The sequence below is a fragment of the Vibrio azureus genome (genome assembly GCF_002849855.1).
GTDB lineage: Bacteria > Pseudomonadota > Gammaproteobacteria > Enterobacterales > Vibrionaceae > Vibrio > Vibrio azureus.
In genome coordinates this window covers 496,517-521,079 of the sequence record NZ_CP018616.1, presented here as the reverse complement: position 1 = coordinate 521,079, position 24,563 = coordinate 496,517, and the positions used below count along the sequence as shown (strand labels likewise).

At 42.5% G+C, this 24,563-nt stretch carries 22 protein-coding genes; 5 read left to right on the top strand and 17 right to left on the bottom strand.

Annotation, left to right across the window (positions count from 1 at the left end):
* Nucleotides 1–27: 27 nt before the first annotated feature.
* The gene (gene ribF, locus BS333_RS02490) at nt 28–963 is read right to left on the bottom strand and encodes a bifunctional riboflavin kinase/FAD synthetase (RefSeq protein WP_021710254.1); all 936 of its coding nucleotides are present in this window, start codon (nt 961–963) and stop codon (nt 28–30) included.
* 71 nt (nt 964–1,034) lie between these two features.
* Nucleotides 1,035–2,597, bottom strand: a complete 1,563-nt coding sequence (gene murJ, locus BS333_RS02485; RefSeq protein WP_021710253.1) for a murein biosynthesis integral membrane protein MurJ — start codon at nt 2,595–2,597, stop codon at nt 1,035–1,037.
* A gap of 290 nt (nt 2,598–2,887) precedes the next feature.
* Between murJ and rpsT the strand changes: the two genes are divergently transcribed.
* A complete protein-coding gene (gene rpsT / locus BS333_RS02480; protein ID WP_005447926.1) occupies nt 2,888–3,148 on the top strand; it encodes a 30S ribosomal protein S20 in 261 nt (86 codons plus the stop codon).
* Nucleotides 3,149–3,287: 139 nt separating this feature from the next.
* Here the strand turns inward: rpsT and BS333_RS02475 are convergent, their stop codons facing one another.
* Entirely contained in the window at nt 3,288–3,608 is a 321-nt protein-coding gene (locus BS333_RS02475; protein ID WP_021710252.1) for an ArsR/SmtB family transcription factor, read from the bottom strand.
* Between the two features lie 127 nt (nt 3,609–3,735).
* Nucleotides 3,736–4,626: a transcriptional activator NhaR gene (gene nhaR / locus BS333_RS02470; RefSeq protein ID WP_021710251.1), complete on the bottom strand. Its 891-nt coding sequence runs from the start codon at nt 4,624–4,626 to the stop codon at nt 3,736–3,738.
* Between the two features lie 579 nt (nt 4,627–5,205).
* Between nhaR and BS333_RS02465 the strand changes: the two genes are divergently transcribed.
* Complete coding sequence (locus BS333_RS02465) at nt 5,206–6,351, top strand: Na/Pi symporter (RefSeq protein ID WP_033003965.1); 1,146 nt, start codon at nt 5,206–5,208, stop codon at nt 6,349–6,351.
* A 145-nt stretch (nt 6,352–6,496) separates the two neighbouring features.
* Here BS333_RS02465 and BS333_RS02460 read toward each other — a convergent pair whose 3' ends face one another.
* The 5 genes from BS333_RS02460 to rppH are packed head-to-tail and all read right to left on the bottom strand — an operon-like array spanning nt 6,497 to nt 11,786.
* On the bottom strand, nt 6,497–7,348 hold the full coding sequence (locus tag BS333_RS02460; protein ID WP_021710249.1) for a thymidylate synthase: 852 nt from the start codon (nt 7,346–7,348) through the stop codon (nt 6,497–6,499).
* A gap of 9 nt (nt 7,349–7,357) precedes the next feature.
* Nucleotides 7,358–8,179: a prolipoprotein diacylglyceryl transferase gene (gene lgt, locus BS333_RS02455; protein WP_021710248.1), complete on the bottom strand. Its 822-nt coding sequence runs from the start codon at nt 8,177–8,179 to the stop codon at nt 7,358–7,360.
* A gap of 38 nt (nt 8,180–8,217) precedes the next feature.
* The gene (locus BS333_RS02450) at nt 8,218–9,009 is read right to left on the bottom strand and encodes a sulfite exporter TauE/SafE family protein (protein WP_021710247.1); all 792 of its coding nucleotides are present in this window, start codon (nt 9,007–9,009) and stop codon (nt 8,218–8,220) included.
* Nucleotides 9,010–9,011: 2 nt separating this feature from the next.
* A complete protein-coding gene (gene ptsP, locus BS333_RS02445) occupies nt 9,012–11,258 on the bottom strand; it encodes a phosphoenolpyruvate--protein phosphotransferase (protein ID WP_021710246.1) in 2,247 nt (748 codons plus the stop codon).
* A gap of 9 nt (nt 11,259–11,267) precedes the next feature.
* Nucleotides 11,268–11,786, bottom strand: a complete 519-nt coding sequence (rppH, locus tag BS333_RS02440; protein ID WP_021710245.1) for an RNA pyrophosphohydrolase — start codon at nt 11,784–11,786, stop codon at nt 11,268–11,270.
* 617 nt (nt 11,787–12,403) lie between these two features.
* Between rppH and mutH the strand changes: the two genes are divergently transcribed.
* On the top strand, nt 12,404–13,081 hold the full coding sequence (mutH, locus tag BS333_RS02435) for a DNA mismatch repair endonuclease MutH (protein ID WP_021710244.1): 678 nt from the start codon (nt 12,404–12,406) through the stop codon (nt 13,079–13,081).
* A gap of 67 nt (nt 13,082–13,148) precedes the next feature.
* Here mutH and BS333_RS02430 read toward each other — a convergent pair whose 3' ends face one another.
* On the bottom strand, nt 13,149–13,460 hold the full coding sequence (locus tag BS333_RS02430) for a DUF6482 family protein (protein ID WP_021710243.1): 312 nt from the start codon (nt 13,458–13,460) through the stop codon (nt 13,149–13,151).
* Between the two features lie 288 nt (nt 13,461–13,748).
* On the opposite strand from BS333_RS02430, the gene BS333_RS02425 reads away from it, so the two are divergent.
* Nucleotides 13,749–14,783 (top strand): NADP(H)-dependent aldo-keto reductase, encoded by a 1,035-nt coding sequence (locus tag BS333_RS02425; RefSeq protein ID WP_021710242.1) that lies wholly within the window; start codon nt 13,749–13,751, stop codon nt 14,781–14,783.
* Between the two features lie 206 nt (nt 14,784–14,989).
* Here BS333_RS02425 and BS333_RS02420 read toward each other — a convergent pair whose 3' ends face one another.
* The 7 genes from BS333_RS02420 to xerD all read right to left on the bottom strand — a co-directional run bounded on the left by BS333_RS02420 (nt 14,990) and on the right by xerD (nt 23,815).
* Nucleotides 14,990–15,241: a hypothetical protein gene (locus BS333_RS02420; RefSeq protein WP_021710241.1), complete on the bottom strand. Its 252-nt coding sequence runs from the start codon at nt 15,239–15,241 to the stop codon at nt 14,990–14,992.
* A gap of 458 nt (nt 15,242–15,699) precedes the next feature.
* The gene (locus tag BS333_RS02415) at nt 15,700–17,025 is read right to left on the bottom strand and encodes a sigma-54-dependent transcriptional regulator (RefSeq protein ID WP_021710240.1); all 1,326 of its coding nucleotides are present in this window, start codon (nt 17,023–17,025) and stop codon (nt 15,700–15,702) included.
* Between the two features lie 360 nt (nt 17,026–17,385).
* On the bottom strand, nt 17,386–18,918 hold the full coding sequence (lysS, locus tag BS333_RS02410; RefSeq protein WP_021710239.1) for a lysine--tRNA ligase: 1,533 nt from the start codon (nt 18,916–18,918) through the stop codon (nt 17,386–17,388).
* Between the two features lie 33 nt (nt 18,919–18,951).
* A protein-coding gene (prfB, locus tag BS333_RS02405; protein WP_101903845.1) for a peptide chain release factor 2 occupies nt 18,952–20,050 on the bottom strand; the annotation gives its coding sequence in 2 pieces (ribosomal slippage) (nt 18,952–19,974 and nt 19,976–20,050; 1,098 coding nt in all).
* A 197-nt stretch (nt 20,051–20,247) separates the two neighbouring features.
* A complete protein-coding gene (gene recJ / locus BS333_RS02400; RefSeq protein WP_021710237.1) occupies nt 20,248–21,987 on the bottom strand; it encodes a single-stranded-DNA-specific exonuclease RecJ in 1,740 nt (579 codons plus the stop codon).
* 45 nt (nt 21,988–22,032) lie between these two features.
* Entirely contained in the window at nt 22,033–22,839 is an 807-nt protein-coding gene (gene dsbC / locus BS333_RS02395) for a bifunctional protein-disulfide isomerase/oxidoreductase DsbC (RefSeq protein ID WP_021710236.1), read from the bottom strand.
* Nucleotides 22,840–22,897: 58 nt separating this feature from the next.
* Entirely contained in the window at nt 22,898–23,815 is a 918-nt protein-coding gene (gene xerD, locus BS333_RS02390) for a site-specific tyrosine recombinase XerD (protein ID WP_021710235.1), read from the bottom strand.
* A 205-nt stretch (nt 23,816–24,020) separates the two neighbouring features.
* Between xerD and fldB the strand changes: the two genes are divergently transcribed.
* A complete protein-coding gene (gene fldB / locus BS333_RS02385; protein ID WP_021710234.1) occupies nt 24,021–24,539 on the top strand; it encodes a flavodoxin FldB in 519 nt (172 codons plus the stop codon).
* Nucleotides 24,540–24,563: the final 24 nt, after the last annotated feature.

Below are 24,563 nucleotides of genomic sequence, written 5' to 3'. Positions count from 1 at the left end.
ATTATGTTGTTCGGTGGAATAAACCGTTCAACGCTTAAGCTGACGCAGCCACACCCTTGCTGCTTCAGCATCCAATTCAATTTGTTTTTTCAATAATTCAAACGATTCAAACTTTTCTTCATTACGTAGTTTATATAAAAGTTCGACGTTTAAATGTTTGCCATATAGGTCAGCCTTGAAGTCAAATAGATGCACTTCAAGTTGCTGACGAATGCCATTTACCGTTGGTCGCTGGCCAATATTAGCCACGCCGCCAATCGGTTGTTCACTGACACCATGCACTTGCACCACATAGACCCCAGAAACAGGAGATACACATCGTTTTAGTGGGATATTCGCGGTTGGGAAACCAATGGTTCGCCCCAGCTTTCTCCCGTGAGAGACACGACCGCTAATGCTATAGTTACGACCCAACATGTTTTGTGCCGCACGCAAGTCACCACGAGCAAGTGCTTGTCTGATGGCAGTGCTACTGATTCTTTTATCATGCCAGCATACGCTTTGAGTGCTGACGACTTCAAAGCCGTACTTTCGGCCAGCCTGCTCCAGCATAGCGAAGCTTCCGGTTCGGCCTTTACCAAAACAAAAGTCATCGCCAACAACAAGAAACTTAACACCCAATCGCTTGACCAACAAGTCACAGATAAATTGCTCTGCTGTTAAATTGGCAAAACTGCGATTAAAGCCTGCGCAAAACAAGCGGTCAAGGCCAAAGTGTTTCAGCTGAACGAATTTGTCTCGTAGACGTGCTAACCTTGCTGGCGCTTTATCTCGAGCAAACAACTCCATTGGTTGGGGCTCGAACGTCATCACAACCGAAGGTAAAGCCAGTTGTTCAGCTTTCTCTGACAACTGCTGCAGTACTCGTTGATGTCCTTTATGTACGCCATCAAAGTTACCAATCGTCAGCACACAGCCATGATGGCGTGGCTTGATATTGTGAATGCCTCTAATCAGTTCCATCGGATACTGCTTATGCCTCTGTTGTTTTGATTTGCACTGTGTTTAACTGGCAGATTATATACTAATCTACCCTATTCTGTCCCAGCTTTTAGGTCTTTTAGCCTTACACCGAGTAAAAAGACAACAGCAAGGTAAACGGCCGTACCAAGTGCAATCAACATTCCAAGAGTACCACCGCGGCGAGCAAAGTCCCAATCCAACCACACCGACATGTCGGCAAGCTGCCAGACAATCACAGCCACCATCGCAGCCCCAGCAATCATCAAACGTAAGATAAACAGTAGGGTACGTTTCGTCATATGATAAACACCTGCAATGTGCAAACCACGATACAGCAGTGCCATATTCACAAATGCAGACAAAGCCGTTGCCATTGCTAATCCAACATAGCCATAGAAATAAGCCAAAATCGCATTGAATACCATGTTGGTTGACATCGCAATAATGCCGTATTTGACAGGCGTTTTCGTATCTTGACGTGAGTAATAACCAGGAGCCAACACTTTAATCAACATAAAGAATAGCAAACCTGACGCATAAGCCAGCAATGAAAGTGATGCATGCTCAACATCTTGAGGTGAAAATTCACCCCGCATGAACAAGACCATCAGCATAGGTTTGGCCAACACCATCAACCCTAGCATGGCAGGAATACCAAGTAAGGTCACCATGCGCACCCCCCAATCCATCGTATGCGCAAAGCCTTCACTATGTGCATCGACATGCTTACGCGATAAAGCGGGCAATACGACTGTCGCAATAGCAATACCAAATAAACCTAATGGAAACTCCAACAAACGGTCTGAATAATACAACCAACTGATCGAACCCGATTGTAAAAAACTTGCAATAAACGTATCCAACAATAAATTTATTTGACTGACCGACACCCCAAATAATGCGGGAATCATCAACGTTCGTATTTTAACAACACCTGGATCTCTCCACCCCCACTTAGGTTTCACCATCACTCCAGCTCGAATAAGAAAAGGAATTTGGAATAGGAATTGCACCAAGCCACCTAAGAAAACACCAATGGATAAGCCAATCTCCGGTTGAGGCATTTGTGGGGCGATAAACCAGGCGGCTAAAATGATCATCACGTTCAAAAACACAGGAGTAAAAGAAGAGACGGCAAATTTGCCCAAGGTATTCAGTATTGAGCCAGAAAGTGCAACAAAGGTAATAAACCACAAATATGGGAAAGTGATTTTAAGCATCACACTGGCAAGCTCAAACTTTTCAGCAGAAGGGCCACCATGAAGCCAATCTAAAAACCAACCAAAACCAAATAATGCGGTCACTACACTCGATCCAATCACTCCAAGCAGTGTAACTAAAGAGACAATCACTCCTAAAGTACCCGCCGTGCGCGCAATCAATTCTCGGGTTTTGTCCATATCTCCTTGAGCATGATTTTCAGTCAATACTGGCACAAATGCTTGTGAGAAGGCCCCCTCGGCAAAAAGTCGCCTTAAAAAGTTAGGGATTTTATTTGCAAAGAAGAAAACATCGGCACTCGCGCCTGCGCCCATCAAATTTGCGATTACTACATCACGAACTAAACCTAGAACGCGTGAAATTAATGTCATGGCACTGACGATCATGCCAGATTTGAGCAGTCGTTTACTCACTATTACCTCAGAATCTCACTAAACATGGCTCACCCGATTTCGATAAATCGTTGAAAGCGCTAAATGGGCATTAAAAATCTATCTACTAACTCGATCTAAGTGGATAATTATTAGCAATGGTCTAAAAATGCTGTTAGAATCCTCGCCATCTTAACCGCGATAGCCTCTCTAGCCAAAATTTGTTTTGGGTACGATTGGTTTTTGCACAAATCATTTGACATTTAAGCGCAAATGAGGGATATTCCTCGCCCTTAAATTGTCACAGAACTAAGTTTTTGGGAGTTAGACCCTTGGCAAATAGTAAATCTGCTAAGAAGCGCGCTATCCAAGCTGAGAAACGTCGTCAGCACAATGCTAGCCGTCGCTCAATGATGCGTACTTACATGAAGAAAACTGTTGCTGCTATCGAAGCAGGCGACAAAGAAGCTGCAACTGCTGCATTTGCTGCAGTTACACCTATCCTAGACCGCATGGCGACTAAAGGCCTTATTCATAAGAATAAAGCAGCTCGTCACAAGTCTCGTTTCACTGCACAAATCAAAGCTCTTTAATAGAAATTTGATCTTACAGTGAAGAAAAAACCGGCATCTGCCGGTTTTTTTATATCTTCTGTTCATCGAACACAAAAATAAACAACAAAAAAGCCGACATTATTGTCAGCTTTTTAGTATCAACAAGTGTTGTCTCTTGTTATGAATAACCAACACCTTCGTTGACATCAACACAGTAAATTGAATGCAGTAGCTGAATCAATGCTTTCGCATTAGCACTTTGCAAACTATAGAACACAGTTTGCGCTTCTTTTCGTGTTGTAACAAGCTGATCTCGACGAAGCCAAGCCAAGTGTTGTGACAGAGCCGATTGGCTTAATTCTAATTTTACACATAATTCTCCGACTGATAGCTCTTGGTCATGCAGCATGCAAAGAATCTGTAATCGCCTTTCATTAGCCATCGCTTTAAGTAATACCACGGCTTTCGGGGCGTTTTTCTCCATTTCTTGTAAGTTCATCTCCTGGACTCCTAGCGACAACGCACTTGACCTAACCTAGGCAAGGTTGCTGTATTATATAAATTCTATCGTTTTGAGTTATAATTTTATTGATAGTAATCTATTTGCGAGTCCAACGAAACCTTGTTTATTCAAACATTTGACTAAAGTTTGCATCACATACGCTCTTTACAGCAGGATGCTGTATCATCCGTTCAGCAAAAATGACGTAATACTCTTCTTTTAAGTCATCAATATGACTGATGAGCTGAAGGTTTCGCTCATCTTCTATCTCCGACATATACACCGTCGGTGCAAGAAAAATCACATCATCATGATAACGAGCAAACGCTTTCATTAGTGCAACATCATCAAATTCACCTAAAATATCTGGCTGCAAACCTTGATGATCAAACCATTGCAGCACCTTTCGACCCATTGCCGTTCGACCAGCAGGTAAAAGAAGCTTCTTTTGCTCTAAAATGGCAGGAAAACTCACGTTATCGATCGGTGAAGAAGCAAAAAAACTCATGCTACTCTCACCAAGCTTTTTACTATACAGCCCTGGACTTTGAGTAGAGTCAACGGGGCAATCGGATAAAATCATATCCAGTTTATGTTGAGATAAACGTTCTAAGAGCAGTTCATGTGTCGCTTCGTAACAGCGCAGGTGGATACGATTGTCTGATGGCACAGTTGTCATCAATACTTTGCTAACAAGACGCTTTGAAAGCGCATCCGCCACCCCGACTTCAAATAAAATATTCGAGTGCTGGCTGTAGTTCACCACATCGAGCATTTCATAACTTAAGCCAAACATTCGATCCGCATATTTATAAACTAATTGGCCTAACTCCGTTGGTTCTACCGTACGACCATTGCGCTTAGTGAGTTTGCCCTTCATTCGGTCTTCTAATGCTTTGATCTGCCCAGTGACAGTTTGAGGAGTTAAAAAAAGGGCTTCTGCGGCTTTGGTGACAGAGCCTTGTTTGCAAACCATCCAAAAGTAATAAAGATGGTTGTAATTTAAATGGGACATCTCATTTCCTCTAATGTCGATAATTATGGGCATATTTTTATAGCCAAATCACTTCAAAAACGGCTCAAAATATTCGATAAAGCCTACAAGATGAGAATTAAAGACTACTTTTTCCGAAGTTTATAGCGTCATAATGTCATATAAAAAGGTAAACTCAAGAAAATTAATTAAGCCTCCAACAAAAGTAAATCTTGACACCAAGAACTTGCCTTTCCCCAGCGATGTCTGTTTCGGTTCTACAGAATATTACTTCTAACCCATTAATTAATAAAAAATAAGCCAAGAAGAATCATCATCAACTTGCAGGGTAAAGGAAGCCTTGTTCTAGATTAAACAAGCCATAGTTTACACCTAGGTGACGTCTCTCTTTCGCTGTTCACCCAAAAGCTACAAATCACCACACTTATGATTATAATCAGCAACTTAAAGATGCAAACTCATGGAATACTTCATAAAATCTAGAAAAGTTACGCCTCTCTCACTGACTGTAATATTAATGAAATATTTCTTTACTAACATCGCTCACAGTTTCAACTACAGACCAAACACACAAACTCAAGGTCAACGGAGAAAATTATGATGAACCAAGCTACTTCAACAGCACAACCTATTGCGAGCACGACTCGCTGGGTGCGCTGGGCTAACTTGGCATTCATGCTGTACCTGCTTCTTTTAGCAGTATCTATGATTGGTAGCGGCTTCAAATGGGCAACAGGCGACCAAGCAAAAGTCTTGTTTGAATTTGCTTCACACCCTATTGCTGGTTTAATGATTGGCTTAGTGGCCACTGCATTAATTCAATCTTCCAGTACCGTCACTTCTATTATTGTTGGCCTTGTGGCTGGCGGCCTTCCAGTAGAAACCGCGATTCCTATGGTCATGGGTGCAAACATTGGTACAACATTGACCAATACACTCGTTTCTCTTGGTCATGTCCGTTGTAAAGAAGAATTTAAGCGGGCATTCGCAAGTGCAACTATTCATGACTTCTTTAATCTACTTGCGGTACTGATCTTCCTACCTCTCGAAATGATGTTTGGTATTCTAGAAAAGATCTCTCATTGGTTAGTATCACCTTTACTGAACGCAGGTGATATGAGTATGAAAGGCTTTGACTTCATTAAGCCAATAACCAAACCAGTAGTAAGTGCAATCAAAGAGCCACTGTCTACGTTTGGTGACAACATTGGCGGTGTTATTCTGATCGCTATGGGTATCGGTACTATCTTTGTTGCGATCACTGTCATGGGTAAATTGATGAAAAGCCTGATGGTAGGAAGAGCACGTGATATTTTGAAAAATGCAATTGGTCGTGGTCCAATTCACGGCATCGTATCAGGCTCACTGGTGACGGTCTTAGTTCAATCGTCTTCTACCACCACAAGTTTGATGGTACCTCTTGTAGGCTCTGGTGTCCTGAAAGTCCGTGACATCTACCCATTCACATTGGGAGCCAATATCGGTACATGTATTACTGCACTGCTTGCTGCCACTGCAGTATCAGGGGAGTTTGCTGTTTTTGCCCTACAAATTGCTTTGGTTCACCTTACCTTCAATGTGCTAGCAACACTGTTTATCTTTGGTATTCCGTTGTTGCGAGAAATTCCAGTTAAGTGTGCAGAGTGCCTTTCAGATATGGCGATCAAAAACAAAGCGGTTGTCGCAGGTTATCTACTCGCTGTATTTTTAGTTCTTCCTGGAACTATCCTAGCACTGAGTGTTTAAACTCTAGATACGACTATAAAGTGCGGCTGTAACTCAATAGCAAATGCCTAAAACAGCCGCCATCTGATAATAAAAAAGCTGACTCCAAAGGGTCAGCTTTTTTGATCTCGCAATCAACAATCTCACACTCAACAACCGTGTTTAATTAAACCGAAAACGGATAGCGGATCGGGTCATGATGTTGATAATCTTCTACCCAAAAATCGTCAAGCGTAACCCAGGTTTCTAAATCTTCTAATGATTTAATATCTGGATTGATATGGAAAGTCGGCGCTTGTAACGGCTCTCGCTTTAGCTGAACATCACGCATTAACTCAAGCTGATCTTCGTAAATGTGCGCGTTAACCAGCTTATGATAGGCTTGACCTGCTTTTTTACCTGTTATCTGAGCCATAATCGCCAAGAACACATAGACTTGAACCATATTAAAGTTCAATCCAAGTGGGACATCACAAGAACGCTGAGTACTATTTAGATACAATGTATCCCCAAGTAAAGAAAAGTGATGACTGTACATACATGGCCTTAGGCATCCCATATGAAACTCGCCAGGGTTATAGAAATTGAGAATCTCACCTCTATCATCCACTCCACGAGTCAAGTCATCGACAATTTTACGCAGTTGATCGACATGACCGCCATCTGGCTTTGCCCAAGCACGACCTTGAACACCGTAGACTCGGCCCATATCATCTTCGCCTTTACGGTGCTTATTATTCAGCCATGCTTGATTGAGGTTGGCATTCGCATCCCAAGTTTTTGTCCCAAGTTGACGAAAATCTTCGGCATTATCATAACCACGAATATAGCCCAGCAGCTCAGCAACCGCAGCTTTCCAAAAGCTTTTACGCGTTGTCACTAATGGAAATTGGTTATTCGCAACATCATAAGTTAGATCGGCGTTAATTACCGTCAGGCAGCGTTTACCAGTTCGTTCATTTTCAACCCAAACGCCTTGGTCAACAATGCGTTGACACAAATCTAAATACTGTTTCACTCCAATTCCTTACTTCTTTTCTGCTGGAACTTTGTCTTGATATAGGCCTCGTTTGTAAGCCCAAATCATCATCAAAATACCCAAAATGATCATCGGTGACGAGAGGATCTGCCCCATTGAAATGTAGTCACCATACAAGCCAAGTTGCGCATCTGGCTCACGGAAAAACTCAATGATGAAGCGGAATGTACCATATCCAGCCAAAAATAGCCCTGATACAGCTCCTAATGGGCGTGGTTTTTTGATAAACCAGTTAAGAATAAAGAACAACACAACACCTTCAAGAAGCATCTCATACAGTTGAGATGGATGACGCGGGACAGGACCACCCGTTGGAAATACAATTGCCCAAGGGACATCGGTCATTCTTCCCCATAATTCACCGTTCATAAAGTTACCCATTCTTCCCATACCGAGACCAAAGGGCACTAAAGGTGCAACAAAATCGGCGACACCAAAAAAGCTGCGGCCATGTCTATGCGCATACCAGAACATCGCCGTAATGACTCCAAGCAATCCGCCATGGAATGACATGCCACCTGTCCATACTTTGAACAAATAAAGAGGGTCGGCTAGGAAAAGATCAAAGTTGTAAAAAATAACGTAGCCAACACGTCCACCAATGACAACGCCAAGAAAACCTGCAAATAACAAATCAGAAATTTGCTCACGAGTCCAACCACTACCAGGCTTATCTGCACGACGGTTTGCTAGCCATAACGCGAACATAAATCCAATCAGGTACATCAACCCATACCAGCGGATAGAAATAGGGCCAATAGAGACTAGAACAGGATCAATATTGGGAAATTCAAAGTAGCCCTGAGACATAAATTATTCTCTTCTTATTAATAGTTAACGGGTGCACTTTACAACAGCATCGCTGCTGCAACAAATATCAAAAATACTGCAAATATCTTTTTGAGCGTCGCTGTTGGCAAATGAGTCGCCATTTTAGCCCCAACACGAGTTGTCACCATGGATGCCATAGCGATCGCCAATAAAGCAGGTAAGTAAACATAGCCAAGGCTATAACTGGGTAAGTCTTCGACTTGAGCGCCATGTAAGACAAATCCAATCATTCCTGAAATAGCAATCATAAAGCCACATAAGGACGATGAGCCAACAGCTTTTCGCATCTCTATACCATGCTTGTTCAAAAATGGTACCGATAAAGAACCGCCACCAATCCCTGCTAAGCTTGAAATAACGCCAATTCCGGCACCATATAACGTGGTCACTGTGCGGCTTGGCATCGGCTTAGTATGCATGGCTTTAATCGAATAGAGCATCTGGAACCCAAGAAATAAAACAATGATTCCGAAGATTTTGGGTAAGTAATGAGTAGGAATCCATTCAGCGATATTCGCCCCCAAAAAACCACCGAATACCACACCGGGAATCAGCCATTTGACCACGAACTTATCGACATTACCAAGCGTCAGATGATTAAAAGCAGATGAACCCGAGGTTACGATAATACTGGCTAATGAGGTCGCTAAAGCCATGTGCATGCTAAGCTCAACGCTCACCCCCATAAGAGGAAGCAGATATAACAGAGCGGGAACGATGATCAGTCCACCACCGATGCCCAATAGGCCTGCCATAATTCCGACAAATCCACCCAACAACAGCAATAGGAAAAAAAGAGAGATGGTCACTGTTACTTTTTACCCGCACGAATGAAGCCTGCAAAGCCCTGCTGGACAAAAAAGTCATTCATCATTTGATGAATTTCCAATCCATAGGAACAGGACATAGCTTGCTCTGCCAGCTCGGTTAATTCTTGCTGATGGCTTTTACGAATTAAATATTTGACCTTAGCAACGTTAGACATGTTCATACTCAAACGGGTGTAGCCAAGGCCTAATAACAATAGTGCACCAAATGGGTCCCCTGCTAACTCTCCGCAAATACAGACCGGGACTTGATATTGGTGACAGACTTCGCGAATCTGCTTCAAGGCCAATAATACAGCAGGGTGCATCGATTCATAGACATCAGCAACACGTGCATTATTTCTGTCGACTGCGAGTAAGTATTGGGTAAGGTCATTGGTTCCAACAGAGACAAAATCGACACGATGTGCAATAGCAGGCAACAGATACACCATAGATGGAACTTCGATCATCACGCCAATTTTCGGCATGGGTATCCGCTCGTCGATCAGTATGACTTCATTGTAAGCTTGTTGAATCAACAGCAAAGCATCATCAAATTCTTTAATGCCCGAGATCATCGGCAGCAAAATACTCAAATTACCGTGTTCTGCACTGGCTCTCAGCATCGCGCGTAATTGGATCAAGAAAATATCAGGATGGTCTAGCGTAAAACGAATCCCGCGCCAGCCTAAAAATGGATTATCTTCATCAATCGGTAAATAAGGTAAAGGTTTATCACCGCCAATATCTAATGTACGCATGACCACATCTTGCGCAGCATAGTGTTCAAGGATTGTGCGATACTGCTGGTATTGTTCATCTTCTGAAGGAAAGTGATGCTGAAGTAAAAAAGCAATTTCTGTTCGATACAATCCAACCCCATCGACACCACTATTAATGGCGCTATTGCTGTCTGCACTTAGCCCTGAATTTAGCATGATTTCAATATGGCAGTGATCTTGTGTGATCGCGGGTAACTCAAGATCTTGGTTCACCATTGCGAACAGTTCAGACTCTTCGCTGATCAAGCTACGATAAGCCCTTAATAGCTGACGATTGGGCTCAAGATGAATCTCACCCGTATAGCCATCCACAATCCCCTGCTTTCCATTGACCTCACGAGTATCAAGCCCCACTCCCATGACGGCAGGCACTCCTAAAGCACGTGATAAGATTGCAGCATGTGAGTTTACCGCTCCCTCTAATGAAATCACGGCTAATAAATGTTGCTTTGGAATCGAGGCTAATAACGTTGCGCTTAACTCATTTACCACTAAGATCACGGGCCGATCAATCGAAACCTGTTCTTGTTCACTGTTTTGTAAAAAGTAAAGTAACCTTTGCCCCAGCTCTCTAATATCCTGAGCTCGTTCCCGTAGGTAAACATCCGACATGCGAGCAAAACGGTTGGAGTAGGTTTCGACAACTTGGCGTAACGCCCAATCTGCGCGATCTCCTTTTTCGATCTGTTTTTTTAGATCACCGCGTAACATGGGATCATTAAGTAAGTGAGTAAAGAGATCAAAAATAGCCAACGCTTCTTTATTGATTTCACTGTCGAGCTTCTTGCGCATACGACGAAAGTCATTCACTGCTCGCTCAATTGCAATCGCCAATAGCTCGTGCTCTCTTTCTTTATCGAGCGCTGAAGCGGGAAACACCTCATGCAAATTAGGCTGTGAATCATCAAACCAAAGTTCACCGATTGCCACGCCTGTTGACGCAGGAGCTCCTTTAATCACAGACGGCTTAGAGCTTAGTTGCCACTGCCCTAAGCTTTGAGCATGGGCAATTAATACAGCAAGCTGTGCAGACAAGGTCACCAAAAAAGACTCTTCCATTTCACTGAATAAACGAGGCTCTTTTTGCTGAATAACCAGAACACCTAAGACTTGTTTACGATAAATAATAGGCGTAGCAAGGAAAGCGTGATAAACCTGCTCCATCAGTTGAGGAAAAAACTTGAAGTCAGGATGAGAAGAAGCTTCAGCCAGATTAAGTGGCTCAGCACTGCGCTTAACCAACCCCACCAAACCTTCATTGAAATTGATATGAATGCTATCGTTTTTGAAACTCAGCCCTTGAGTTGCCATCAACTCAAGGCGTTGCTGCTCTTCATTAGCAAGGTAAATAGTGCAACATTCAGTGCAAAGGGCAGTACAAGTCTCTTTCACCAATACATCGAGAGCTTGATGTAAATCGTCGACCCTAGAGACTTTCTCAACGACTTCCCTTAGCTGACTGAGCATATTAATCCTCTATCTACGTTGCTTTTTTCGTTTACCTTTCGCTTTACGTTCTCGAAAAGGCATTGCCATTGATGCAAATTCTTTCATCGCACGTCGGTAGACATCACGCTTAAAAGACACAACTTGCCTAACCGGGTACCAATAACTCACCCAACGCCAACCATCAAATTCAGGTGACTTTCCACGTTGCATATTGATATGTGATTCATCACAGTCTAATCGCAGCAGAAACCATTTCTGTTTTTGGCCGATACAAACAGGCTTAGAGTCCCAGCGTACTAATCGTTTGGGTAGCTTATACCTCAACCAATGACGGCTGGTTGCGATGATCTTAACGTCTTTTTTCGTTAGACCAACTTCTTCATATAGCTCCCTAAACATAGCTTGTTCAGGAGTCTCACCATCGTCAATCCCACCTTGTGGAAATTGCCATGAGTGTTGCCCGTATCGCTTAGCCCAGAAGACCTGACCATGGTTATTACATATCACAATACCAACGTTAAGTCGGTAACCATCGCCATCTATCACTGGCTAACCTCTATGAATAATTTTTTATTACTATGATTTTTCCACATATCCCCATTACTAGCAAACTTACTGGTGTGATATAAGCAAGATTTATTAGCTTTAGAACAATTTTGGATATCTTTTAAGCACATATTGTTTTATCAACATCTCAGTGAGAGATAGCCCACATTTATTCACCTTTTCTGTGAATAACTTTGTGCAGAAAGTGATATCAACAGAAACTTAAGAGAAAACACTCCGAATAAAAAATCATTTCAAAGCAAAGGATTAAAAAATAAGTAACTGTTTTAAAAAACAAAAAATAAAAACACCTGTTAATATGATCTTATTTTTTTCGATGATCTTTTAACCAAAACCAGATCGGTCAAAGATCGAACGATTCTATCTTTATCCACATAGAACAAGTATAACTTTAGTACATCTCAATAAAATCAAGTAAAAAACACTTTAAAAAACCTGTTTATTCATCCAGCTTAATGAAAAGTGTATACATTGATTTATCTGTCTGTGGATAACATGAGGATGGATCTTTTAATCACCAATATGATTAAAAGATCAGCAGAGAAGTGCATAGAAATTTGTTAGTATATGAACTGTAGATCTTAAGCAACGACGATATGAAATCAGAACCAAAATCCGAAGCTGAATTAATGGCTCGCGCACAAGATATGGCAGGTATTACTTTTGCAGAGCTCGCTGAAGAAGCAGATATGTGTGTGCCCGAAAACTTAAAGCGCGATAAAGGTTGGGTTGGTCAACTACTTGAATGGCATTTAGGTGCTCCAGCAGGCAGCAAACCACAGCAAGATTTTCTTCATCTTGGTATAGAGTTGAAAAGTATTCCTATCAGCCACACTGGGAGGCCACTTGAGACAACGTTTGTTTCTGTTGCTCCTCTCGTTGGTGTACAGGGACTCACTTGGGAAACCAGCCACGTTCGAAATAAGCTTTCTAGAGTTCTTTGGATCCCTGTGGAAGGAGAACGCGAAATCCCACTAGCGGAAAGACGCGTGGGTAATCCACTGATATGGTCCCCCGATCATGAAGAGTCCATGATCCTCAAAAATGATTGGGAAGAATTGATGGAAATGATCGTCTTCGGGCAATTTGAAAAAATTTCTGCAAAGCATGGTCAAGCACTGCATCTACGCCCAAAGGCGGCGAATTCAAGAGCCCTCACCGAAGCCTATAACGCCAATGGCAAACCGATTAAGACATTACCTAGAGGCTTTTACCTTAGAACGCAGTTTACTGAAAAGATCTTGAGAAAGCATTATATTGCTAAGCAAGAATAATAAACGGCTAGAGCAAAAACATCACAGAATACTTATTCATTGATCCAAGATACACGTGATGAGCTTGTTAGTGTGTGGCCAGTGACATTTCAATATCACAATAAGAAGCCAATCCTTCACTGCCAAACTCATCATAAGCATTATGGAGCCTTAAATAAGCTTTATCGATACCCAACCTGAGCAATTCTTGCTTAACCAATTCTAATGAACCGAAATGCATCGGGCCATCACCATCTTTAATTGGCTCAAGTTGATGTTTATATTCCACTGCTAATAGATAATTGGTGACATCGGAACAACCGATAACAAAAACTTTTGGTATCCTATATGAGCTTTTGTGTTGACCATGTAACCACATGTCGAGTTGATGCTTCTGCATATCGCACCTCCATCACAAGATTTTTAATTATAGTCACGTTATTAGCAGCTTTCGAGTTATCGCCAATTTTAATTTTAAATCATTTGCGGTAATGGCGAAAAAACACCTATATTGTATACCCAAGCAACCTCAAGATGCCGTGTTCACTGAGCCTGACATTGGCTCTCATTCGCAGCAACGATTCGTAGATATACTGATTCAACTATGAAAGAGGTTGGCTTTGACGCTCACTGCCGATAACTTGCCATCATGCCTGCTCTGAAGGTAACGCACTTTCAAGGATGTAAAATGCAATATACAACTCTGCCACACTCCTCCCTTGAGGTCAGTAAGATTTGCCTTGGTACTATGACATTTGGAGAACAAAACACTGAGCTGCAAGCTTTTCAGCAGCTTGATTTTGCTTTAGATCACGGCGTCAATTTTATCGACACCGCTGAAATGTACCCAGTACCACCCAACAAAACCACACAAGGACTCACTGAACAATATATTGGCCATTGGTTATCAAAAAGCGCCAAACGAGAAAAAGTGGTACTCGCAACGAAAGTCTCTGGACCTAGAAGCGTCCCTTATATTCGTGAAGATATGAGTCTTAATCGCCGCCATATTCATACTGCAATCGACGATAGTCTAAAACGTTTACAAACTGACTATGTCGATCTGTATCAATTGCATTGGCCTCAGCGCAGTACCAATTGTTTCGGTCAATTGAACTACCCTTTCTCAGATCTTCAGGAAGAAGTGACCCTGATAGAAACTCTAGAAGCTCTCAACGATTTAGTTAGGGCAGGGAAAGTTCGCTATATTGGCGTTTCGAATGAAACCCCTTGGGGTGTGATGTCATTATTACACCTCGCAGACAAGCATGATTTACCAAGAATTATTTCGATCCAAAACCCATACAACTTACTTAATCGCAGCTTTGAAATCGGACTCTCAGAAATAAGTCATCATGAAGGCGTGCAGCTACTCGCATATTCCCCTCTCGCTTTTGGGTGTTTAAGTGGTAAGTACCTCAATGGCATGAGGCCCGAAGGTGCTCGTTGTACTAAATGGGAACGTTTTGCTCGTTACTTCACTCAACAGGGCTTAAATGCCACACAAGCCTACGTAGACTTAGCCCATAAGTACGCCGTCGATCCTGCTCAGATGGCTTTAGCTTTTGTGAATCAACGCCCATTTGTTGCTTCAAATATTATTGGAGCCACTAACCTAAAGCAGCTAAAGTCAAATATTGAGAGTATCGACTTGCACTTAAGTGAGGAACTATTAAGTGAGCTTCAAGCGATCAGCACTCTTTATTCGAATCCTTGTCCGTAATATCCCCAAGTAACCTCACGACGTTTGGTTATTTACAACTTGGAAGGCAAAGGCTGATAGAAGAAAGAAAAGAATAGAGAGCAGAGATAAGAAAGAAAATAAGGCTGACTTGATTAAGTCAGCCTTAATGCCCAAATTAATCATGTATATGAATATACCCAAGTGACCTCAATATGCTTGGGTATACATGTCAATTTGGGCCTTATTTATGTCATTATTCGCAATGATAAAACTCTGCGAAGATGACGCGTTTTTCGCTCTGTTTTAACCGCATCTGGAACATAAGCACGGTTTGAGCGACCTTCAAAATCTAACCCAATGTCTTTCAACAAATGAGTATTGAGTGCTGGTAAATGATAACCCTGACGACGCATGAGACGCTGCCACTGTCTTGTCTCACGTTTCAAGTCTGCGTGTAATAAAATGGCTGCTAACTTTACATAAATTGAATGACGCATTGTGTTCCCCAAATCAAAAAGATCTCTTGAACTGGAAAAGTAGAGCATGAATAAGGGAAAAACGCCGATAACCGAGCTGCTACTTTCCGCAGCCCAGTAAATAATAAGGTAGGTTACGGATTAATTATGTTTTGTGAGTTGTGCTGGCTAAAATCAAGCATCAAACACGTAATGGATAGAGATACCGTACTGCATAAAACATTAACATCATCGTATTTCATTCTGTACCTCCTAATAATTAATCTGTAATATGAATATAACTCAATAAGTTACAATTAAATTGTAATTAATCGTAACCAATTATCAAACCTTTTTTCTGACTTTAAATAAAAACGAACAAATACACCAAAATAAACCAAACCAATACTTACAATTAAAAACATTCAACCGAAATATAGCTCAGCTATCGAGCTTTATTATGTATACCCAAGTGATTTATCTTTTTAAGAAAAAATGACCTATTCATCAATGAGACCATGTTTGTTCAATAACCGATACATGGTTGCTCGTGATATCTCAAGCTCCCTTGCAGCATTAGACACTTGGCCACTATGTGACTCTAACACAAGGACTAATGCATCTCGCTCGCTCTTTTCGCGAATCAACTTTAAGCTCCGCTTACTCTCTTCACATTTGGGTAAATCCAAATGGTGTTCTTCAATCATTACGTCATCGCACAGAAGCACTGCTCTTCTCACCTGATTGAGCAACTCTCGCACATTGCCAGGCCATGTATAACGTATCATCGCTTTTAACGCGTCTTCAGAAAAACTTTTGGCCTGCGAATGGTATTCTTTAGAAAAATCATATAGGAAAGAACTTGCCAGTAGACCGATGTCATCTGGACGGTCTTTTAAACTTGGGACATTGATTCGCATAACACTGATATGATGATAAAGCTCCTCGTTAAAATCCCCTTCTAATAACGCTTTTTCGATATCCGAAGTGTTGGTCACCAATATACGAACATTACTACTTTTTATCCCATCAAGCGTTTCAATGCTGTTTTCTTGTAAAAACCTCAAAAGATTCTGCTGCTGCTGTTTGGATATCATGAGGATATCATTAAACAGCACGGTTCCTCCTTCCGCTTGCTCTAAAATACAAGGGCCGTTTTCTGCTTCAGAACCGATGCCAAAGACTTCCATCTGAAAACGTTGTTCATTGAGTGTACGGCAACTGATAGAGAAAAAGGGCTGGTGCGCTCGAGATGACGCTTTATGAATGGCTCTGGCAACGGTCTCTTTGCCCACACCGTTCTCACCGTGAAGAAATACGCCTACATCAGTGGGTCCAATACGCTTGATTTGTTCGCGTAATTGCTTGATAGGCACAGATTCTCCTGCCAATCCCATATCACCTTGATTACCTAAACTTGGCCAAACTTTTTTCTCAAGTTTTAACATACCAAGCTGATGCCCAATGGTACTCAGCAGTTGCGCATCAGGGATTGGAGCAGTAAAAAAATCGATACAAAAGTTAACAATAAATTGGCACGTTGTATCACTACCAAGTTGTAGCTCTTTGATGAGTGCAAGCCAACGTACGTATTTATGAGAGCTGACTAAACTCGCGAGCCCATTGAGGCTGAATTCATCATGACTAAGATCAACAATACCAATACAAGGGCTGAATTCTTCGAGTAATGCATTAGCTTGACGTAAATCACCGACCTGGTGGCATTGCCAACCCGCTTTTTCTAAAACAGACAACCATGATGCGTAAGTCCCTCCAATGACGATAATCACGCCAGGTTTAGAATCCATCTTAAACTGCTCTACCATTCACAAACCCTTATTCAATATTGAAAATTGTTCGCCCTTATCGAACGAATTCACCGTCTTATGCATGCTTTCTGACACTCGAACCAGAAAACAGCTTGAAGCACAATGATTTGGTTAAAGGCGGAGGTTTGCCCTTAATGACCAAATCTTCCAACGAAATAGTTTGATTACTTGGTACATTCCTCTAAATCAATCTTGTTCCGCAGTCTCAATATTAAGACTACTCAATAAATTACAATTTAGCTAATAGTAATTTTACAATATCATCATTAAGAGTGGTCAACGCTATGAAGCGTGGGATTTTTTAACAAAAAAACCACCCGCAGGTGGTTTTCTTGATGCAAAGCAACGGGCCCGTTATTAAGCTTGAGGTCTCATCGCAGGGAACAAAATAACATCACGAATAGTATGTGTATTAGTTAACAACATAACTAAACGGTCAATACCAATTCCTTGACCAGCCGTCGGTGGAAGGCCATGCTCTAGTGCTGTAATGTAATCCGCATCGTAGAACATTGCTTCATCATCACCCGATTCTTTTGCTTCAACTTGAGCTTTAAAGCGTGCATCTTGGTCTTCCGCATCATTCAGTTCCGAGAAGCCATTAGCAACTTCACGACCACCAATGAAAAACTCAAAGCGATCGGTAAAGAATGGGTTGTCATCTGAGCGACGTGCTAATGGTGAGATATCTGCAGGGTAGCCCGTAATGAACGTTGGTTGGATCAGTTTTGGCTCTGCGGTTTCACCAAAGATTTCCTCAAGCAACTGACCACATGTCCAGAATGTTTCCACTTCAACATGAACAGACTTAGCAATCGAAACCATAAGATCACGGTCCTGTAAATCTTCTTCTGTAAGTGCTTGAATCTGTGTATGCTCTGGATTGTAATGTTTGATCGCTTCAAACATGCTCATACGTGTGTAAGTGCCACCAAACTCAACCGTTTCATCACCATAAGGCATCGCCGTAGAGCCTAGTACTTCTTGAGCCACTGAACTTAGCATTTCTTCCGTCAAATCCATAAGATCATTGAAATCTGCATACGCCATGTAGAATTCCATCATCGTAAATTCTGGGTTATGACGAGGCGACAATCCTTCATTACGGAAGTTACGGTTAATTTCAAATACTCGGTCAAAGCCACCAACAACAAGACGCTTCAAGTAAAGCTCAGGCGCTATACGCAAGTACATTGGCATATCTAACGCGTTGTGATGAGTGATAAATGGTCGTGCACTTGCACCGCCAGGGATCACATGCATCATTGGCGTTTCAACTTCCATAAACTGCTTGTTCGTCATAAAGTTACGGATTGCAGACATAACTTTTGAACGTACAACAAATGCATTACGTGAGTCTTCATTAACAATCAGATCGATATAACGTTGACGGTAACGCATCTCTTGATCAGTAAGGCCGTGGAATTTTTCTGGCAATGGACGAAGCGCTTTGGTTAACAGTTCATATTGCTCCATGTTGACATAAAGGTCGCCTTTACCTGACTTATGCAAAGCACCTTTCACACCAATGATATCGCCAATATCAAGACCGTGGTATTGCTCTTTCAATACTTTTTGCACGGCTTTATCTGCGTATGCTTGAATACGGCCAGACGTTTCTTGAATCACAAGAAATGGACCACGCTTTGCCATAACACGGCCTGCAATCGCAACCGTGTGGTTCAGTTCTTCTAACTCTTCTTTCGTCTTTTCACCGAACTCTTTTTGTAGATCGCCCGCTAGTGCATCACGGCGGAAATCATTTGGGTGGCCGTTAGCTTTGCAGCTCTTACGGATTTCATCCAGTTTTGCGCGGCGTTCAGCAATTAGCTTGTTTTCTTCAGGTGAAGAGGCTTCTTGTACAGTGTCGTTTTGAACAGCATCAGTCATTTTCGATGTATCCTGTTTTGTCGGTGAAAAGCGCTATAGCCCAGATTTAAGGCTAGCTTCAATAAATTTATCCAAATCGCCATCAAGTACCGCTTGCGTGTTGCGGTTTTCAATGCCGGTACGGAGGTCTTTGATTCGAGAATCATCTAAGACGTAAGAGCGAATCTGGCTGCCCCAACCAATATCAGATTTAGCGTCTTCATTGGCTTGTTTCTCTGCATTTTGTTTTTGCAGTTCAAGTTCAAAAAGCTTTGCTCTAAGCTGCTTCATTGCTTGATCTTTGTTTTTGTGCTGAGAACGATCGTTTTGACATTGCACGACCGTATTGGTTGGAACGTGGGTAATACGTACTGCTGATTCCGTCGTGTTTACGTGCTGACCACCTGCGCCTGAAGCTCGGTAAACGTCAATACGTAAGTCTGAAGGGTTGATATCAATATCAATGTTTTCATCAATCTCTGGGTAGATAAACGCAGAAGCAAATGAGGTATGACGACGGCCGCCCGAATCAAATGGAGATTTACGAACAAGACGATGAACCCCAGTTTCTGTACGCAACCAGCCGTAAGCATATTCACCAGAAATCTTAACCGTTGCACCTTTTAAGCCAGCAACCTCGCCCTCAGAGACTTCGATCACTTCGGTTTTGAAGCCTTTCGCTTCTGCCCAACGTAGATACATACGCAGCAGCATGTTGGTCCAGTCTTGAGCTTCTGTACCACCCGAGCCAGCTTGCAAGTCAATGTAACAATCAGAGCTATCGTGATCGCCAGAGAACATACGGCGGAATTCAAGCTGCTCTAGCTTATTTTCCAACTCGACAAGCTCAGGATCGATTTCGTCAAAGGTTTCTTGATCTTCTTCTTCAACAGCGAGTTCGAGAAGACCTTCAACATCTTCTACGCCTTGTTCAAGTTGATCAATGGTTTCAACAACGGCTTCTAGTGATGCACGCTCTTTACCTAGCGCTTGTGCACGCTCAGGTTCGTTCCATACATCCGGTTGTTCAAGTTCTGCGTTTACTTCTTCTAGACGCTCTTTTTTGGCGTCATAGTCAAAGATACCCCCTCAGGACATTCGTGCGCTCAGACACGTCCTGAAGACGGTTTTTTATTGGATTAATTTCAAACATGTTGGCTCAACACTTTAGAGTAGAATTTAACCGAGAAATTCTACTGAAAAATGTGATAGAGATACAGGAAAATTTCGGTAAGAAGCCAGATTCCTTTTCAGTAGAAGGTAGTTCGTTCTAGCTCTTACCAAAAATAGCGTTCGACAATTGCCGCTTCCTCGACATCACACCCCACATCACTGACTGTGATACGGAGGCTATTTGGCTTCAATATGTTCGATCATGAGCTGTAATGACTGGTTACCTCGGAATTCATTCACATCTAATTTGTAAGCAAGACGCACCGTCTTCACTGACGCATCAGGCCAACGACGTAAATCAACATTGAAGGCAATACCATCAATCATGACATTCGTTGGGTGACCTTTATGCAGGGGCTCTAGCATTAACTTGAGATGTTTCTCACCAACTAACTTTTGGTGTAATACTTTAAATTCACCATCAAAGATCGGCTCAGGAAACGCTTGACCAAAAGGACCACCAGCTCTCAGCTGCTCTGCAACATGCATAGAAAACTCTTCTGGTTTTAACTCACCATCCGACAAAATAATACCTTGCAGCGCTTGCTCTCCCAGCTCTTGTTTCACCACTTGATCAAACAAACGACTGAACTGGTCAAAATCTTGCTCGTTAATCGTCAACCCCGCAGCCATTGCATGACCACCAAACTTAATAATTAAGCCCGGGTGCTGAGTATCGATAAGATCCAAAGCATCACGCATATGCAGACCAGGAATAGAACGGCAAGAGCCTTTAATCGTTCCTCCCCCACCATCCGCAAATGCAATTACGGGACGATGAAACTTATCTTTAATCCGAGACGCTAAAATGCCAATTACCCCTTGATGCCAGTCTCGTTGAAACAAGGCTAAACCATATGGGAGTTCACTATTTTCGCCAAACTGAAGACGCTCACAAAAAGCCATCGCTTCTTGTTTCATTCCTTCTTCAATCTCTTTACGAGTTTGATTTAAGCCATCAAGTTCACTGGCCATACGGCGCGCAGCATGGATGTTATTGCACATTAACAACTCAACACCAAAAGACATATCATCGAGACGACCTGCGGCATTAATGCGCGGCCCAAGAGCAAAACCAAAATCAGCGGCAACCAAACGACGTGCATCACGCTTGGCGATTTCAATTAATGCTTGAATACCCGGGCGAGCCTTACCTGCTCGGATGCGCTGTAATCCTTGGTGTACCAAAATACGGTTATTTTCATCCAATGGCACAACATCTGCGACAGTACCAAGCGCAACAAGGTCAATCAGTTCCATTAGTTTAGGCTCTTGCATCCTTTGCTGTATAAACCAATTTTGCTGACGCATATGCACGCACAAAGCCATCATTAGATAAAACGCCACACCAACGCCTGCTAATGCTTTAGAAGGGAAAGCACAAGTGTCTAAATTGGGATTTACCATCGCATCCACATCAGGTAAAACCTGACCGGGTAAGTGATGGTCAGTGACCAAGACGGTAATCCCGTTGTCTTTTGCGTAGCGAACACCCTCGATAGAAGACACACCATTATCAACGGTCATGATCATTTCAGCACCGAGCTCTAAAGCTTGATCGACCACCTCAGGACTCAGACCGTAACCGTCTTCAAAGCGATTGGGGACAAGGTAATCGACATTACGACTGCCCAGCATACGCAGTGCTAAAACCGATAAGGCTGAGCTCGTTGCACCATCAGCGTCAAAATCGCCAACCACGATAATTCGTTGCTGTTGATTAATTGCCTGAAACAAAAGTTCTACCGCTCGCTCAATACCACCAAGTTTTTGGTAAGAGTGCAAACCACGTGCGGAAGTTTCGAGCTGCTTAATATCGTGAATACCACGATTGATATAAACACGTTTTAAAAGCGGAGAAATGGAGTCAGGAAGAAGAGAGAGGTCCGCTTCAGGGCGTCGTTGAATTTCTATCATATTGCAAGAGAGCCAGTCATTAAACTGGCTCTGCTCCTTAAAGGATTATTTTTGTTCTAAGCGCTTGATCAACTGTGCTGGTGGCAAGAAGCCGCCAACCAACTCACCACTTGGCAAGAAAATCGCTGGAGTACCAGAAATACCTAGCTCTTGACCCAGTTGGTAATGAGATTGAATCGTCTGCTTACATTGCTCAAGATCTTTACTTGGCGTGTCGAATTTACGATCAACTTTAGCATTATGGATCGCAGATTTCGGATCTTCAGCACACCAGATAGTTGCCATTTGCTCAGCAACAGAACCTGTTGCACCCTGACGAGGATAAGCCATGTAACGTACTGTGATACCTAAATCATTGTATCCTTGCATCTGGTTGTGTAGACGAACACAGTAGCCACAAGTGATGTCAGTGAAAACTGTTATAACGTATTTCTCGTTATCAGCTTTGTATTCGATAACAGAATCGGAAAACTTAGCGATCTTTTCTGCATTAATCGGCGCTTGACGCTCAGCAAGAACATCTTTGTAACCACCATTTTCATCCAGCGCGTAAAGTGTACCTGCGATAAAATGTTTGCCGTCTGGCGATGAAAAAAGCACTCCACCGTTGGTTTGAACTTCCATTAATCCGTCTATATCGGATGGCTGAATGTTCAAGATAGACACACCTAACTTAGAAAGCTGGGTTCTAAGTTCAGATTGATCTGACGTTTGTTTCGCCGCTGGTGCAGCTTGCTGTGTAGAAGCCGCTTGCTGGACAGGCGCTTCTGTGGTTACTTTTTCTTCTTCAGTACCGCAGGCGCTAATGAGAAGCGGTAAAGACATTAAAGTTAGTCGGCGTAATACGCTCATTAAATTCACCTTAAAATAAGTTGTTATTGTAAATGGGCTACTGAGGCAGCGGTCATCATTATGCTCTTGGGTGATGCTGACTGTGGATCTGCTTGAGTCGCTCAGTCGCTACATGAGTATAAATTTGTGTTGTCGATAAGTCACTATGTCCTAACAACATCTGTACGACTCTTAGATCGGCCCCATAGTTCAATAAATGCGTCGCAAAAGCATGACGTAAAACATGTGGAGACAGATTATCCGTATCGATGCCCGCTATAACAGCATAGTACTTAATACGGTGCCAAAATGTTTGCCGTGTCATTTGTCTGGCGCGCTTACTAGGAAAAACAACGTCTGAGGTCGTCTCACCTAACAGTGTTGGTCGCCCCTGCTGCATAAATTGTTCAACCCAATCAATGGCATTCTCGCCCATAGGTACTAGTCGCTCTTTGCCACCTTTACCAATAATCCTCACCACGCCTTGACGCAAGCTGATGTTTTCCATCGTCAAACTGACCAATTCCGTAACACGAAGTCCTGTCGCATAGAGCAGCTCCAACATCGCTTTATCACGCAGTTCAATTGCATCATTTGGATCTGGCGCATTGAGCAAAGCTTCCACATCCTCTTCTGAGATATCTTTGGGTAATCGCTTGGGTAACTTAGGGTTGACGAGCAATGCACTGGGATCGTCTACACGCATTTTTTCACGGTGTAAGTATTGGAAAAGACTTCGAATCGCCGACATCATCCTCGCTCGTGATGTTTGTTTATAATCATTATCCATCAGGTAATTTTGAAATTCTTGTAGACCTGATAAGCTAATGAAGTCGAGTCGATAATTGTTCTCTTCCATCCAAATAAGTAATTTTACGGTGTCGTTTCGGTAAGATGCCATGGTATTTTCAGATAAGCCACGCTCCATCCACACCGAATCTAAGAACCGTTCAATAATGGCTAAATCTTGTTGATTGACCACAGGCTGTGAAGTCATACATCTTTCCTTATCCGTTTAACTATTCAACAGACCCAAATCATGTCTCTAATCGATAACATCACTTGGCTTCACGTATCGTGTGAGATTAAGGCACCAACCGAGGCAATACCATAAAAAATCACTCCAATTCATATATACGCTGCAACTTTCTCCAATTTATGGGTAGAATCGACCATAACAGCAATATGAAAGTGATGAATAAATGAAAATTGGACTCTTTTACGGCTCCACCACTTGCTATACCGAAATGGCGGCCGAGAAAATTCGCAATATCATTGGCGCCGATCTCGTCGATATTCACAATGTGAAGGAAACTTCTTTATCGCTGATGGCGGACTACGACCTGCTTCTACTCGGCATTTCCACTTGGGATTTTGGCGAGATTCAAGAAGATTGGAATGAGATTTGGCAAGATATCGCCACCACACCGTTAAAAAACAAAGTCGTCGCACTATTTGGTCTTGGTGACCAAGAGGGTTATGGCGAATGGTACTTAGATGCCATGGGCCTCTTGCATGATGAGCTGAAAATAACAGGCGCTAAGTTTATTGGCTACTGGCCGAATCAAGGCTATCAATTTGAGGCATCTAAAGCGCTCACTGAAGACGGTAAACAGTTCGTAGGGTTAGCTTTAGATGAAGACTCTCAATATGAGCTGAGTGACGAAAGAATTGAGCAATGGTGTGAGCAGGTCTTAGTTGAGTTCCACGACACGCTATAGCAAGGTCATCAAGTAGCTCCCCAC

Bases quoted from the DNA above. Each gene is read 5' to 3' on its own strand.
- BS333_RS02425 (WP_021710242.1), top strand. From the start codon at position 13,749: ATGCAATATACAACTCTGCCACACTCCTCCCTTGAGGTCAGTAAGATT.
- nhaR (WP_021710251.1), bottom strand. From the start codon at position 4,626: ATGTCCCATTTAAATTACAACCATCTTTATTACTTTTGGATGGTTTGC.
- dsbC (WP_021710236.1), bottom strand. From the start codon at position 22,839: ATGAGCGTATTACGCCGACTAACTTTAATGTCTTTACCGCTTCTCATT.
- ribF (WP_021710254.1), bottom strand. From the start codon at position 963: ATGGAACTGATTAGAGGCATTCACAATATCAAGCCACGCCATCATGGC.
- recJ (WP_021710237.1), bottom strand. From the start codon at position 21,987: ATGATAGAAATTCAACGACGCCCTGAAGCGGACCTCTCTCTTCTTCCT.
- mutH (WP_021710244.1), top strand. From the start codon at position 12,404: ATGAAATCAGAACCAAAATCCGAAGCTGAATTAATGGCTCGCGCACAA.
- lysS (WP_021710239.1), bottom strand. From the start codon at position 18,918: ATGACTGATGCTGTTCAAAACGACACTGTACAAGAAGCCTCTTCACCT.
- BS333_RS02415 (WP_021710240.1), bottom strand. From the start codon at position 17,025: ATGGTAGAGCAGTTTAAGATGGATTCTAAACCTGGCGTGATTATCGTC.
- ptsP (WP_021710246.1), bottom strand. From the start codon at position 11,258: ATGCTCAGTCAGCTAAGGGAAGTCGTTGAGAAAGTCTCTAGGGTCGAC.
- fldB (WP_021710234.1), top strand. From the start codon at position 24,021: ATGAAAATTGGACTCTTTTACGGCTCCACCACTTGCTATACCGAAATG.
- BS333_RS02420 (WP_021710241.1), bottom strand. From the start codon at position 15,241: ATGCGTCATTCAATTTATGTAAAGTTAGCAGCCATTTTATTACACGCA.
- BS333_RS02465 (WP_033003965.1), top strand. From the start codon at position 5,206: ATGAACCAAGCTACTTCAACAGCACAACCTATTGCGAGCACGACTCGC.
- BS333_RS02430 (WP_021710243.1), bottom strand. From the start codon at position 13,460: ATGCAGAAGCATCAACTCGACATGTGGTTACATGGTCAACACAAAAGC.
- BS333_RS02475 (WP_021710252.1), bottom strand. From the start codon at position 3,608: ATGAACTTACAAGAAATGGAGAAAAACGCCCCGAAAGCCGTGGTATTA.
- lgt (WP_021710248.1), bottom strand. From the start codon at position 8,179: ATGTCTCAGGGCTACTTTGAATTTCCCAATATTGATCCTGTTCTAGTC.
- xerD (WP_021710235.1), bottom strand. From the start codon at position 23,815: ATGACTTCACAGCCTGTGGTCAATCAACAAGATTTAGCCATTATTGAA.